The organism is Roseateles asaccharophilus, from assembly GCF_031458115.1.
GTDB classification, from domain to species: Bacteria; Pseudomonadota; Gammaproteobacteria; order Burkholderiales; family Burkholderiaceae_C; genus Pelomonas; species Pelomonas asaccharophilus_A.
The window spans coordinates 1-13305 of the sequence record NZ_JAVDXV010000014.1; the positions used below are offsets into that span (position 1 = coordinate 1).

Genomic DNA, 13305 nt, shown 5'->3' on the forward strand with positions numbered 1-13305 from the left:
GAATTCTTCTGGGTAGGGTTGCTTGCTCTGCATGGCACCTCCGATTGGGCCTCAGTTTGAGGCTCGAAGATGTCTACTGAACCCGGGTCGATTCAAGGCGCCTGACTACATCCTCCAAAGACACCTTCGTGAGGAGATCTCCAATGTCGTACCGATCCACAGTTCCTCCCATGGCTTTGCTTATGGGAGGAAGGGTATCAGGCGCGTAACAAGGTGCAACTCGTCAACGCGCCCGACGGAGATCCACGGACCGAAGGTGTACCTCGAGGGCTGCGCGCCAAGCGTTCAACATGAACATCACCCCTCCCGGGGCTGTTGAACTTAAGACTTGCACCAGCGAAATGAACTTAAGACTTGCACTTGGTGCAAGTCAATGCTTCAAGTCGCATGCTGGCCGCAGCGGATGCCTGAGCTGGCGGAAGCGGTGAGATTCGAACTCACGGAAGGCTCACACCTTCGGCGGTTTTCAAGACCGCTGGATTAAACCACTCTCCCACGCTTCCGGAAGGGAGGCGCATTCTAAGGGGCAGGCTCAGCCGCCCGGCCGTTGTGCCTGTTCGCAGTCGATCTGGATGATCTCCAGCGCCTCGCCGTCGGCCACGCGGGCGGCGGTCAACTGGCCGCCCCAGACGCAGCCGGTGTCCAGCGCCAGCAGGCCCGGCCGGGTCACGAGGCCCAGCGTGGACCAGTGGCCAAAGGCGACGGGCGTGCCTTCGGTGTGCCGGCCGGGCACGTCGAACCAGGGCATGAAGCCCGCGGGCGCGGCGCCGGCGCCGTCCTTGGTCTTGAAGTCCATCTCGCCGTCGGCCGTGCAAAAGCGCAGCCGGGTGAGCGCGTTGACGGTGAAGCGCAGTCGCTCGATGCCGCGTAGCGTCGGGCACCAACGCGCGGGCTCGTTGCCGTACATGGCCTGCAGGAAATCGGGCAGATCGGGGCCGCGCAGCACGGTTTCGATCTCGCCGGCCAGCGCCAGCACGTCGTCGCGACTCCACTGCGGCACCACGCCGGCATGCACCATCAGCCAGCCGGCTTCGAAGACGGCCATGCGCTGGTGGCGCAGCCAGTCCATCAGCGCGCTGCGGTCCGGTGCGGCGAGTATGTCGTCCAGCGTGTCGCCGCCGTGCGGCCGGCGCACGCCGTGGTGTGCCGCCAGCAGGTGCAGGTCGTGGTTGCCCAGCAGGCAGGTCGCGGCGTCGCCCAGGTCAATCAAGGTCCTGAGTGTTGCGAGCGAGGCCGGGCCGCGGTTGATCAGGTCGCCCAGCAGCCACAGGCGGTCGCGGGACGGGGAGAAGTCCAGACGCAGCAGCAGCCGCTGCAAGGCGTCGCAGCAGCCCTGCACATCACCGATCAGGTAGTTCATGCCGCCATTGTCCCGGCGCCCGAGCAAGGGATGGCACCGTGGGCCGCGTCACGGGCTTCTGCTAGTCTCCCGGGCTTCGTTTTTGCCCCCGCGTCTCACGGGTTTTCCCGTAAAGGCGCCTTCGATGGATACCGCTCTCGTTCTCTTCCTGATTGTTCTCAACGGCCTTTTCGCGATGTCGGAGATGGCCCTGACCGCGAGCCGCAAGGCCCGGCTGCAGGTGATGGTGGAGAGCGGCGAGGGCGGGGCGCAGGCCGCGATGGACCTGCACGAGAACCCGACCAAGTTCCTGTCGACGGTGCAGATCGGCATCACCGGCATCGGCGTGCTGAACGGCATCGTGGGCGATGCGGCGTTCTCCGGGCCACTGTCGCTGTGGCTCACCGAGACCTTCCACCTGAACCCGGAAGCGACGCAGATCGCCGCGACCGCGCTGGTGGTGGTCATCATCACGCTGCTGACCATCGTGTTCGGTGAGCTGGTGCCCAAGCGCATCGGCCAGATCTACCCCGAGACGGTGGCCCGCCTGGTGGCGCCGCCGATGAACATGATCTCCACGGCCACGCGCCCATTGGTGAAGCTGCTGAGCTTCACCACCGAAGCGACGCTGGGCCTGCTGGGGCTGCGCAACAAGGGTTCGCGCGGCGTGACGGAAGAAGAGATCGCCGCCAGCCTGGAGGAAGGCCTGGATGCCGGCGTCATCGAGGAGCACGAGCACCAGATGGTGCGCAATGTGTTCCGGCTGGATGAGCGTCAGATCGGCTCGATGATGATTCCGCGCGCCGAGATCGCCTGGTTGGACGCAGAGGCCACGCCGGCCGAGGTGCTGGCGGTGCTGCGCGAGCATGGATTCAGCCGCTACCCGGTGTGTCGTGGTGGCCTGAGCGAGGTGCTGGGCGTGGCCAACGCGCCGGCGCTGCTGGCCGGCATGCTGGAAGGCCAGCCGCTGGACCTGACGGCGGGTCTGGAGGCGCCGCTGTTCGTGCCCGAGACGCTGTCGGGCATGGAGCTGCTGGAGCATTTCCGCGTGTCGGACGCGCCGCTGGTCTTCGTCGTCGATGAGTACGGCGAGGTGCAGGGCGTCATTGCCGTGCGCGATGTGTTGGAAGCCATCGCCGGGGAATTCAACGCCCCCAGCGACGGCGATGCCTGGGCGATCCAACGGGAAGACGGGAGCTGGCTGATCGACGGCCTGATCCCGGTGCCCGAGCTGAAGGATCGCCTGGAGCTGAAGGAACTGCCTGAAGAGGACCGTGGCCGCTACAACACCCTGGCCGGCATGATCATGCTGCTGCTGGGGCGCTTGCCGCGCACGACCGATGTGGTGGAGTGGGACGCGTGGAGATTCGAGGTCGTGGACCTCGACGGCAAACGTGTGGACAAAGTGCTGGTCAGTCGTCTGACCGAACCTGGAGAGAGAGAAACATGAGCAACCCCCCGATGTACGGCGAACTGCTGCCGCTGGACCGCGAAGTCCACAAGAACCTGAAGCTGGACACCAACCAGACCGTCGTCAGCCAGGTAGCCGACCAGAACTCCGTGTTCCTGGCCGCCGTCGAGTTTGGCGATGCGTGCAAGGAGTACCCCATCGTCTTCGTGCGCGCCGGCGCGCCTGATGCACAGGGCAAGCAGGCCGTGGCGCCGCTGGCCGTGCTGGGCCTGAAGCCCGGCTCCAACCTGTTCGTCGATGCCGAGAAGTGGACCGGCAACTACGTGCCGGCCTATGTGCGCCGCTACCCGTTCGCGATGGCCCGCGTGGATGACACGGGCAACAGCCTGGCCGTCTGCTACGACCACAAGTGGGCCGGTTTCAACGAAACCACCGGAGAAGCGCTGTTCAAGGACGGTCAGCCCACCGAATTCCTGCAGAACGCCAAGGCTTTCCTGGAGAACTTCGAGCAGGAGACCGAGCGCACGCGCCTGATCTGCAACCTGCTGGTCGAACTGGACCTGCTGCAGGACATGCGCTTCGAAGCCGGCCTGCCCAATGGCGAGAAGCTGGACGTCGAAGGCTTCCTGGCGCTGGACGAAAAGAAGTACAGCGAACTGGCTGACGACAAGGTGCTGCAGCTGCACCGCAACGGCCTCATCGCGCTGCTGGAAATGCACCGCCTGTCGCTGTCCAACATGAACCGTCTGGCCGCCCGTTACGGCGTCTGATGACGGCGCGCGGTCGGCGCTGCCGCCGTCCGCGCACCACCCATTTGGGTGCCCTGTCGCCCGTCCGGGCGACGGAGAACCCCGGGAAACACACGATCTGGCAAGGTATCGGTGTGTATGCGACCCGCAAGATTCACTATTAAGTGCCTAGACTTCGCCCCTCTGGTGCACTACGCGCCCCAAGGATGCAGTCAATGATCCCCAGCTTCAAAGAGAGCCAACGCGGGCAGCTCAATCCCTTCGGCGGGCCTCCGCTCGAGCTGAACAGCGACTTCGGGTCACTTGAAGGCGATGCGCTGGGCTTGGTCGAGCGGCGCTACCAGGATCGTGGCCTGTCCGTGAAGCGCGACTTCAGCAGCCGCAACGAGGCCGGCGACGTGGTCTGTACCGCGCGCGATGGCGACAAGATCGTCGGCACGCTGTCCGTGCGCTTCGACGGCGTGGGCGGCCTGAAGGCCGACCTGCTGTTCCAGGAAGAGCTGGCCGAATGGCGCGCCGCCGGCGTGAAGCTCTGCGAGTTCGGCAGCCTGGCCGTCGACAAGCATTCCTACGACCCCAAGCGCGTGCTGGCGCAGGTCTTCCACCTGGGCTATCTGCATGCCCACCGCCGCGCGCGTTGCCAGCGGCTGGTCATTGAGGTCAATCCGCGCCATGTGGCGTTCTACCGGCGCTACCTGGGCCTGCTGCCGCACACGACCGCGCGCCACAACCCGCGCGTGGATGCGCCAGCCGTGCTGATGAGCGTCGATTTCTCCACCGTGCGCGAGCAGATCGCGCTGTGGGGCGGCCGGCCCGAACTGCTGGGCAGCGCGCGCTGCCTGTATCCGCTGGCCTGGGACGAGGCCACCGAGGCCGCCATGCTGGCCAGCTTGGGCTGACCCAGGGGTCATCTCAGCCCGCGGGCCGATAGCCCAGCCGCCGGGACAGCGCGGCCGCGGCGTGGCGCAACGTCAGCGGCAGCGCGCTCTCGGCTGAGGTGTCGAATCCCGTGCTGGGGCCGATGGCCGTCAGCGCGAGCACCAGGCGGCCTTCTGCATCGAAAACCGGCGCCGCCGCCGCGCTGACGCCCGCCACCACGCCATCGCGCGACGTCGCGAGGCCCTCTTCACGCACGGCTGCGATCGTCACCGCATCTGGCAGAGACTCGCCCAGTGCCGCAGCCTCATCGGCGCGCCATGTGGCAAACAGCCGCCCGGACGCCGTACCCGCCAGGCTCATCACCGTGCCATGGCGCATGCTGATGTGCACCGGCGTAGGCCCCTCTGCCACGCGCACGATGGTGGGCCCGTGGGTGCCCCACACTGCGATGGCCACCGTATGGCCCAGCTGCTGCGCCAGCTCCTCGACGACCGGCGTGGCCAGCCGCACCGGGTCGTACTGCTGCAGGCTGATCAGGCCCAGTTGCATGGCCAGGGGGCCCAGGCCGTAGGGGCCGCTGCCGCCGTCCTGTTCCACCAGGCCCAGCTTGATGAAGCTCACCAGGTAGGGATGGGCCTTCGCGGGCGACATGCCGGCCTCCCGCGCAAGATCCTTCAACGCCATCGGCCGGCCGTGATGGGCCAGTGCCAGCAGCAGCTGGCCGCCCACTTCGATGCTCTGGATGCCGCGCGGTTCTTTCATGCTAAAAATTCTATATTGGTGAATTCATTTGGAATAGGATAAATTTCGGGCTCGCCAGCTGGAGATGCCATGAGCGCCACCACCAAAGCCTTTGCCTCGCAGGCGGACCTGGAAGAAAAGCAGGTCACCTTCGAGCGCCTGTCCGAACACGCCTGGGCGTACACCGCCGAGGGCGACCCCAACACCGGCATCGTCATCGGCCGCGACGCGGCCATGGTCATCGACACCCAGGCCACGCCGGTCATGGCGGCTGATGTGATCCGCCGCATCCGCGAGGTGTCGGCGGTGCCCATCAAGTACGTGCTGCTGAGCCACTACCACGCGGTGCGCGTGCTGGGCGCGTCGGCGTTCAAGGCGGAGGGGTTGGAGCAGGTCATCGCCAGCGAGGGCACGCTCGCATTGATCAAGGAGCGCGGCGAGCAGGACAAGGCCAGCGAGATCGGCCGCTTCCCGCGGCTGTTCCGCAATGTCGAGTCGGTGCCGGCAGGGCTGACCTGGCCCACGTTGACCTTCTCGGGCCGGCTGACGCTGGACCTGGGTGGCGTGAAGGTCGAGATGTTCTCTCCCGGCCGCGGTCACACGGCGGGCGACACGGTGGCCTGGCTGCCGGACGAGCGCGTGCTGTTCAGCGGTGACCTGGTGGAGTTCGACGCCACGCCCTACTGCGGCGACGCGCATTTCCAGGACTGGCCGAAGACGCTGGATGCCGTTGCTGCGCTGAATGCGAACGCCCTCGTGCCGGGTCGCGGCCCCGCGCTGAAGGGCGCCGAGCAGGTTGCAGCGGGCCTGGACGGCACGCGGGCCTTCGTCAGCGAGCTGTACGCGGCGGTGCAAGCCGGCGTGAAAGCCAACGAGGAGCTGAAGGCCGTCTACCAGCGAACTATGGCTGCGCTGCGGCCCAAGTACGGCCACTGGGTCATCTTCGACCACTGCATGCCCTTCGACGTGACCCGTGCCTACGACGAAGCGGGCGGCACGGCGCATCCGCGCATCTGGACCGCCGAGCGCGACGTGGAGATGTGGAAGGCCCTGGAGGGAGTCTGAGCGTGGACCTGCCGCGCTACCCCTATCACCAGAGCCTGGAGCAGCGCTCCGGCCAGCCGCAGCGCCGGCCCGTGGTCATCGTCGGCGCCGGCCCGGTGGGGCTGACGCTGGCGCTGGACCTCGCGAAACGCGACGTGCCCGTCGTGGTCATCGACGACAGCGACCGCATCGGCGAGGGCTCGCGCGCGGTCTGCTGGGCCAAGCGGACGCTGGAGGTGTTCGACCACCTGGGCGTGGGCGAGGCCGTTGCACGCGAAGGCGTGCGCTGGCAGCGCGGCCGCGTGTTCCATGGCGAGCGCGAGGCCTATGCCTTCGATCTGCTGCCCGAAGCGCATCACAAGATGCCCGCGATGGTGAACCTGCAGCAGGATCAGGTCGAGGCGCGACTGGTGCGCGCGGTGCAGTTGGAGCCGCGCATCGAACTGCGCGGCCGGCACGAGCTGATCGGGCTGGAACAGGATGCGGATGGCGTGACGCTGAACGTGCGCACGCCCGACGGCCTGTTCGACATGCGCGCTGACTGGGTGGTGGGCTGCGATGGCGCGCGCAGCCCCACGCGCACGCTGCTGGGCTTGGGCTTTGCGGGCCAGGTGTTCGAGGACCGCTTTCTCATCGCCGATGTGCGCCTCGCGCCCGGCGTGCGGCCGCGCGGGCTGGACCCCGCGACCCCTGAGCGCTGGTTCTGGTTCGATCCGCCCTTCCACCGTGGCCAGTCCGTGCTGCTGCATGCGCAGGCCGACGGCCTGTGGCGCATCGACTTCCAGCTAGGGCGTGATGCGAATGTGGACGCCGAGCGCGACCCCGAGCGCATCCGCGCCCGCGTGGCGGCCATGCTGGGCAGCGACGGCTTCGAGCTGGTGTGGTCGTCCATCTACCAGTTCTGCTGCCGCCGCGCGGAGCGCCTGCGCGTGGGCAGCGTGCTGTTGGCGGGCGATGCGGCTCACCAGGTCTCGCCCTTCGGCGCGCGCGGCGCGAACAGCGGCGTGCAGGACGCCGACAACCTGGGCTGGAAGCTGGCCGCGGTCGTCAAGGGCGAGGGCGACGATGTGCTGCTGGACAGCTACGAGTTCGAACGCATCGAAGCGGCCGACGACAACATCGGCCATTCCACGCGTGCCACCGACTTCATCAGCCCTAAGAGCGCGCTGAGCCTGCGGCTGCGCAAGGCCGCGCTGGACCTGGCCGCGCATACCGACTTCGCCAAGCCGCTGGTCAACAGCGGGCGGCTGTCGCTGCCGACCGCGCATGTCGACTCGCCGCTGAGCACGGCGGACGCCGAAGTCTGGACCAGCGGCCCGGGGCCGGGCTGCCCGGCACCCGACGCGCCGCTGGACGAGGGCGGCTGGCTCAGCGAGCAGTTCGGTCGGGGCTTTGTGCTGCTGGCCTTTGGCTGGCCGGTGCAGGCGCCTGGCCTACGCGTCATCACGCTGCCGGCCGAAGGCGTGGCCGCCACGCGCTACGGCGCCCGCCCTGGCAGCGTTCATCTGATCCGCCCCGACGCCGTCGTCGCCGCACGCTGGCATCGCTTCGACGCAGCGGACGTCGCCGCGGCACTGGCCCGCGCCCACGGGAGACCGCAATGAGCGAACTGAAGCTGACCTCGAACTTCGGCCCAAATCTTCGCGATGAGGCCGATGCTTTCTACGCTGAGCTGATTGCCGCCCAGGCAAGCTTGAACGACGAGCAGGCCGTCGACTGGCTGGCGCGGCTGACGCTCATCCTTTGCAACCACATCGGCGATCGCGACGTGCTCCGGCACGCGTTCGCATTGGCCCATCAAGCACGCCATGACTGAACTGACCTACCTCACGGGCTTTGGCAACCAGCACAGCAGCGAAGCCGTTGCCGGCGCGCTGCCCATAGGCCGCAACAGCCCGCAGAAGGCGCCCAACGGCCTGTATGCCGAGCTGCTGTCCGGCAGTGCCTTCACCGCGCCGCGCGCCGACAACCAACGCACGTGGATGTACCGCCGCCGGCCGTCGGTCGTCGTCGGCGGCTACGAGCCGCTGGCGCACGCGCTGTGGAAGAGTGGTGCCGCGGAAGGCGAGCGCGCGCCGCCCGATCCGCTGCGCTGGGGCCCGACGCCGCTGGCCACCGAGGGCGACTTCGTCGATGGCCTGCGCAGCTATGCGGTCAATGGCGAGGTGGGCATCACCGGCATGGGCGCGCTGGCCTATGTGGCTACGCGTGCCATGGGCCGCCGCGCACTGGTGAATGCCGACGCCGAGATGCTGCTGGTGCCGCAGCAGGGCCGCCTGCTCGTGACGACCGAGCTGGGGCGGCTGGAGGTCGCACCCGGCTCCATCGCACTGCTGCCGCGCGGCATGGCGTTCAAGGTCGATCCGCTGGATGTGCCGGCGCGCGGCTATGTCTGCGAGAACTTCGGCGCCGCGATGCGCCTGCCGGAGCTGGGCCCTATCGGCAGTAACGGCTTAGCCAACCCGCGGGACTTCGAAGCGCCGACTGCCTGGCATGAAGCGGAAGACGTCGACTATGAAATCGTCAAACGCTACGGCGGCCAGCTGTGGCGCGCGACGCAGGCACACAGCCCGTTCAATGTCGTCGCATGGCACGGCAACCTCGTGCCCTATCGGTGGGACACGGCGCGCTTCATGACGATCAACACCGTCAGCTTCGACCACCCCGACCCCAGCATCTTCACGGTGCTGACCAGCCCCAGCGACACGCCCGGCTGGGCCAATGTCGACTTCGTCATCTTCCCGCCGCGCTGGATGGTGGCCGAGGACACCTTTCGCCCGCCCTGGTATCACCGCAACGTGATGAGCGAGTTCATGGGCCTGGTGCTGGGCCAATACGACGCCAAGCCCGAGGGCTTCAAGCCCGGCGGCGCCAGCCTGCACAACAGCTATGTGCCGCACGGGCCCGACGCCGAGGCCTTCGACAAGGCCAGCGGCGCCGACCTCAGGCCGCACAAGCTGGACAACACGCTGGCCTTCATGTTCGAGACGCGTTGGCCGTTGAAGCCCACGAGCTGGGCGCTGAACGACGCGCCGCTTGAAAAGACCTACGCCGACTGCTGGCGTGACCTGAAAGATGACTTCCATGCTTGACCACACGCACGACGCCGGCACCCTGTCCTGGGTGGCCTCGGCCAATGACCCCAGCACCGACTTCCCGCTGCAGAACCTGCCGTTCTGCTCCTTCCGCCGTGCCGGCTCGCTGGAGCCCTTCCGTGTCGGCGTGGGCATCGGTGACCAGATCCTGGACCTGACCGGCTGGGGCATCGCCGACCTCAATGCGCTGATGGCGCGGCCGAGCAGCGAGCGCCGCGCGCTGCGGCACCGTTTGTTCGACACGCTGAAGGTCGGTGCGCCCGAGGTCGAACTGCTGCCACAGGTGCAGGTCGAGTACACGCTGCCCTGCCGCATCGGCGACTACACGGACTTCTACACCGGCATCCACCACGCACGCGCGGTGGGCAAGCTGTTCCGCCCCGACAACCCGCTGCTGCCCAACTACCAGTGGGTGCCCATCGGCTATCACGGCCGCAGCAGTTCCATCGTCGTCAGCGGCACACCGCTGCGCCGCCCCAAGGGCCAGGTCAAGCCGCCGGACGCCGAGGCGCCAGTCTTCAAGGCCAGCGCCCGCGTGGACTGCGAGCTGGAGCTGGGCCTGTTTGTCGGGCCGGGCAATGCGCTGGGTGAACCCTTCGGCATCGACGAGGCCGACGAGCACGCCTTTGGCCTGACGCTGCTGAACGACTGGTCGGCGCGCGACATCCAGCCCTGGGAGTACCAGCCGCTGGGGCCTTTCCTGGCGAAGAACTTCGGCACGACCATCTCGCCGTGGATCGTCACGATGGAGGCGCTGGCGCCGTTCCGCATCCCGTTCACGCGGCCCGAGGGCGACCCGCAGCCGCTGCCCTACCTGGACTCGCCCGCGCACCGCGCCAACGCCAGTTTCGACATCGAGCTGGAGGTCTGGTTCAAGACGCCGGCCATGATCGAGCCGACGCGGTTGTCGCGCTCCAACCTGCGCCACGCGTACTGGTCGCTGGCGCAGATGCTGACCCACCACGCCAGCAATGGCTGCAACCTGCAGCCCGGCGACCTGCTGGGCACCGGCACCATCAGCGGCCCCGAGCAGGCCGAAGCCGGCTCGCTGCTGGAGCTGACGCTGGGCGGCAAGCAGCCCATCACGTTGCCCAATGGCGAGCAGCGCACGTTCGTGCTGGACGGCGATCAGCTGGGCTTGCGCGCCTTTGCGGAGAAACCCGGGTTCCGACGCATCGGTTTTGGCGCCTGCGACGGCGTCATCACGCCAGCAAGCTGACCCTGTCTTGCGCAAACGTAACGTCGGCGCAATGAAGTCCAACAAAGCGCAACGGGATGCGCCGCGCGGGAGCGCCGCCACTAGATTGCCGCCACTGGCCCGGGACTGACGACAAGAGACAACGCAGCCCGGCCTGTCTGAGACGAGCCCAGCCCGCAGCCCTGATGGCCGCGGGTCAGGCCCCTTGTTGTCCAACAGAACTCGTTGCCCAGGAGCACCTACGTGGCCAAGCCTCATTTCAAGCAGAACCTCTTGCCCCGACTCATCGCGCTGACGCTGGGAGGCGCTGCCTTCGGCGCCGTGGCGCAGGACGCCAACCAGCAGCTTGAGACCGTCGAGATCCGCGGCGTGCGGGCGACGCTGAAGAAGAATCTGTCCGAGAAGCGTGAGTCGCAGAACATCGTCGATAGCATCAGCGCCGAGGACGTGGGCAAGTTCCCCGACAAGAACGTGGCCGACTCGCTGCAGCGCGTGCCCGGCATCTCGGTGGACCGCATCTGGGGCGAGGGCAAGGCCATCTTCGTGCGCGGCACGGACAAGAACCTCAACATGACGCAGCTCAACGGCCAGGCCGTCGCGTCGTCGGAGTGGTGGCTGAACGAGCCGCAGACGCGCAGCTTCAACTACGACGTGCTGCCGTCCGAGATCGTCGGCAGCCTGGATGTCTACAAGAGCCCGTCGGCCGACCTGGACGAAGGCTCCATCGGTGGCCTTGTCATCGTGAAGACGCGCAAGCCGCTGGCCTTCAAGGACCAGCTCACGCTGCAGGCGTCGGCCGAGGCGATGTACAGCAAGCTGCCCGGCAAGACCGACCCGCAGCTGTCGGGCCTGCTGAACTGGAAGAGCGACGACAAGACCTTCGGCGTGCTGCTGGCCATCAGCAGCCAGAAGCGCAACATGCGCCGCGACGGCCTGGAGCAGTTCTCCGACGGCAAGTACAACGTGCGTGACCAGAACGGCGTCGTCACCAATGCCTACGCGTCCTGGGGCGGTGGTTCGGCCATCTTCCGCCAGGAGCGCGAGCGCACCACGACGAACCTGGCGCTGCAGTTCCAGCCCAACCCGGCCACCGATCTCGTGCTGAATCTGATGGATTCGGACATGAAGATGAACAACAACAACCAGAACTACCTGTGGCAGGCGGGTGGGCTGGCGGTGGGCGGTGTCATCAGCGTGCGCGACCCCAAGTTCATCACCGTCAGCGACGGCAGCAAGGCGCTGGTGGGCGGCACGGTCGGCCCGACCACTGGCGTGTCCTTCGAGCCCATCTACCGCGAGAGCTACATCAAGAGCCGCGTGGCGGACCTGGACGGCAGCTACGAGGGTGGCAACTGGCGCCTGCATGGCCAGGTCGGCACGACCAACAGCCAGGGCGGCAGCGCGCACGACCGCCACTTCTGGATGGAAGGCGACACGCGCACGACGATCTCGCTGGGCCCGGACCAGTACGGCGTGAAGTACCTCGACATCAGCCCGCTGGATCCCAAGGCGCTGACGCTGAAGGCCGGCGACGACCGCATCCGCCGCATGGAAGCCAAGGAGAATTACGCGCAGGCCGACCTGACCTGGGACTTCGACAACAGCCCCATCACCGCCGTGAAGCTGGGCGTGAAGCTGCGCGACAACACGCTGCAGAATTTCCGCGTCCAGGGCACGGCCGGCCCGGGCTCCAACGGCTGGCAGTCGTTCAGCCTGGCCGACCTGTCCACCGGCCCGTCCCCGCTGCTGAGTCAGCAGGCCGCCACGCCGGGCGCGCTGACGCAGTACGCATGGTTCGACGACGGGTTGGTCGCCTCCAAGGCCATCCCGATGTTCGATAAGGCCATGGTCTACAAGGACGTGCTGAACGAGAACTACAAGATCCACGAGCGCATCACGGCCCTGTATGCCAAGGCGGATTTCTCGGTCGCCAAGTTCCGCGGTGACTTCGGCCTGCGTTTCGTGCGCACGCAGCAGACCTCGGACGGCTACCTTGGCAACGCGACCGGCGGCTTCTCGCCGACCAGCGTCGGCAACAACTACACCAACGCGCTGCCCAGCCTGAATGTCGTCTACGACCTCAGCAAGCAGGTCGTGCTGCGCGGTTCGGTGTCGCGCGCCATGGCCCGCCAGACCTTCGACCTGCTCAGCCCCGGCATGCGCCGCGACGGCACCGTGCTGTCCAAAGGCTACGCCGGCAACCCGTTGTTGAAGCCGGTGCACGCCAACCAGGCAGAGGTCGGCGCCGAGTGGTACTACGCCGATGCGGCGCTGATCTCCGGTACCTTCTTCATCAAGAAGCTGGACACTTTCACCTACAAGGCCTCCAAGTCCGAGCAGGTGGGCAACGAGACGCTGACCATCGAGCGCCCCTACAACGCCGACAACGGCGCCGACATCAAGGGCTTCGAGCTGCAGTGGCAGCAGCCCTTCGGCAACACCGGCTTCGGCACCGTCGTGAACTACACCTTCACCGACGCCAAGGCCGGCGCGGTGTCCGGCCAACCGCGCCTGAAGGTGCTGGGCAACTCGCGCGACCAGTTCAACTTCAGCGGCTACTACGAGCAGGGCCCCATCAGCCTGCGCGTCTCGTACAACTACCGCTCCAAGAGCTATGGCAATGTGGAGATGGGCGGGCAGGTGGTGAACGCCGCCTACGGCCAGTGGGATGCCTCGGCGAGCTGGGACCTGACCAAGCAGGTCACGCTGTATGCCAGCGCGGTGAACATCAACAACGAAGTCATCAAGTCCAACACGGTGGATGGCATTCCCATCGGTGTCTACGAGAACGGGTCGCGCTACAGCGTGGGTGCTCGGGTGAAGTTCTGACAGGCGGTGCCTGCTTGATG

11 protein-coding genes and 1 tRNA gene are annotated in these 13305 nt (G+C 67.1%); 9 read left to right on the forward strand and 3 right to left on the reverse strand.

Going from position 1 to position 13305, the window contains the following annotated elements; genetic code table 11:
- Nucleotides 1-413 precede the first annotated feature (413 nt).
- Nucleotides 414-503 (reverse strand) — tRNA-Ser (locus J2X21_RS26385).
- 29 nt (nt 504-532) lie between these two features.
- The gene (locus J2X21_RS26390; RefSeq protein WP_310333127.1) at nt 533-1360 is read right to left on the reverse strand and encodes a symmetrical bis(5'-nucleosyl)-tetraphosphatase; all 828 of its coding nucleotides are present in this window, start codon (nt 1358-1360) and stop codon (nt 533-535) included.
- A gap of 124 nt (nt 1361-1484) precedes the next feature.
- On the opposite strand from J2X21_RS26390, the gene J2X21_RS26395 reads away from it, so the two are divergent.
- From J2X21_RS26395 to J2X21_RS26405, 3 genes are all read left to right on the forward strand, one after another.
- A complete protein-coding gene (locus J2X21_RS26395; protein ID WP_310333128.1) occupies nt 1485-2789 on the forward strand; it encodes a hemolysin family protein in 1305 nt (434 codons plus the stop codon).
- A complete protein-coding gene (locus J2X21_RS26400) occupies nt 2786-3520 on the forward strand; it encodes a SapC family protein (protein WP_310333129.1) in 735 nt (244 codons plus the stop codon). The genes J2X21_RS26395 and J2X21_RS26400 overlap by 4 nt, the downstream gene beginning before the upstream one ends.
- A gap of 194 nt (nt 3521-3714) precedes the next feature.
- On the forward strand, nt 3715-4398 hold the full coding sequence (locus J2X21_RS26405) for an N-acyl amino acid synthase FeeM domain-containing protein (protein WP_310333130.1): 684 nt from the start codon (nt 3715-3717) through the stop codon (nt 4396-4398).
- A 13-nt stretch (nt 4399-4411) separates the two neighbouring features.
- On the opposite strand, the gene J2X21_RS26410 is transcribed toward J2X21_RS26405, so the two are convergent.
- Nucleotides 4412-5140: an IclR family transcriptional regulator gene (locus J2X21_RS26410; protein ID WP_310333131.1), complete on the reverse strand. Its 729-nt coding sequence runs from the start codon at nt 5138-5140 to the stop codon at nt 4412-4414.
- A gap of 69 nt (nt 5141-5209) precedes the next feature.
- On the opposite strand from J2X21_RS26410, the gene J2X21_RS26415 reads away from it, so the two are divergent.
- The 6 genes from J2X21_RS26415 to J2X21_RS26440 all read left to right on the forward strand — a co-directional run bounded on the left by J2X21_RS26415 (nt 5210) and on the right by J2X21_RS26440 (nt 13285).
- On the forward strand, nt 5210-6184 hold the full coding sequence (locus J2X21_RS26415) for an MBL fold metallo-hydrolase (protein WP_310333132.1): 975 nt from the start codon (nt 5210-5212) through the stop codon (nt 6182-6184).
- Between the two features lie 2 nt (nt 6185-6186).
- Complete coding sequence (locus J2X21_RS26420; RefSeq protein ID WP_310333133.1) at nt 6187-7767, forward strand: FAD-dependent oxidoreductase; 1581 nt, start codon at nt 6187-6189, stop codon at nt 7765-7767.
- Entirely contained in the window at nt 7764-7979 is a 216-nt protein-coding gene (locus tag J2X21_RS26425) for a DUF2783 domain-containing protein (protein ID WP_310333134.1), read from the forward strand. The genes J2X21_RS26420 and J2X21_RS26425 overlap by 4 nt, the downstream gene beginning before the upstream one ends.
- A complete protein-coding gene (gene hmgA / locus J2X21_RS26430) occupies nt 7972-9255 on the forward strand; it encodes a homogentisate 1,2-dioxygenase (protein ID WP_310333135.1) in 1284 nt (427 codons plus the stop codon). Before J2X21_RS26425 ends, hmgA begins: the two co-directional genes overlap by 8 nt.
- Nucleotides 9239-10477: a fumarylacetoacetase gene (gene fahA, locus J2X21_RS26435; RefSeq protein WP_310333136.1), complete on the forward strand. Its 1239-nt coding sequence runs from the start codon at nt 9239-9241 to the stop codon at nt 10475-10477. The genes hmgA and fahA overlap by 17 nt, the downstream gene beginning before the upstream one ends.
- Before the next feature lie 222 nt (nt 10478-10699).
- Complete coding sequence (locus J2X21_RS26440) at nt 10700-13285, forward strand: TonB-dependent receptor (RefSeq protein WP_310333137.1); 2586 nt, start codon at nt 10700-10702, stop codon at nt 13283-13285.
- Nucleotides 13286-13305: the final 20 nt, after the last annotated feature.